Genomic DNA, 578 nt, shown 5'->3' with positions numbered 1-578 from the left:
GGCAAAAACTCACTTCGTGATTCGCGCGGCGAACTTTTGCCAATTAATGCCAATATTGCCATATTTGGCACACACGGGTGCGTTGTTTTTGACCGGAACGAAAAAGTTCAAAAAGCACCAAAACATGATTTTTGGACATATTGGAGTGTATTGGGTGCGTTCGTGGCAAAAACTTACTTCGCGACTCGCGCGGCGAACTTTTGTCAATTAATGCCGATATTGCCACACGTGGGTGCGATGTAATATACCGGAATCAAAAAGTTCAAAAAGCACCAAAACATGATTTTTGGACATATTGGAGTGTAATGGGTGTGTTTGTGGCAAAAACTCATTTCGCGACTCGCGTGACGAGCTTTTGTCAATTAATGCCGATTTTTGGACATATTGGAGTGGATTGGGTACGTTCTTGGCAAAAACTCACTTCGCGACTCACGCTGCGAACTTTTGACAATTAATGCCGATATTGCCACTCGTGGGTGCGTTGTTTTTAACCGGAATCAAAAAGTTCAAAACGCACCTAAACATGATTTTTGGACATATTGGAGTGTATGGGGTGCGTTCGTGGCAAAAACTCACTT

The 578-nt window shown here is 43.1% G+C and carries 1 protein-coding gene; it reads left to right on the top strand.

The features are described 5' to 3' along the window. Nucleotides 1–243: hypothetical protein (locus QQK16_RS21550; protein ID WP_284198460.1), on the top strand; the 243-nt coding region annotated here is incomplete at its 5' end. Nucleotides 244–578 lie beyond the last annotated feature (335 nt).

It is taken from the genome of Chitinimonas prasina, from assembly GCF_030160395.1.
GTDB lineage: Bacteria > Pseudomonadota > Gammaproteobacteria > Burkholderiales > Chitinimonadaceae > Chitinimonas > Chitinimonas prasina.
The sequence above is the reverse complement of the archived record's forward strand: the minus strand, read 5'-3'. Positions and strand labels throughout refer to the sequence as shown.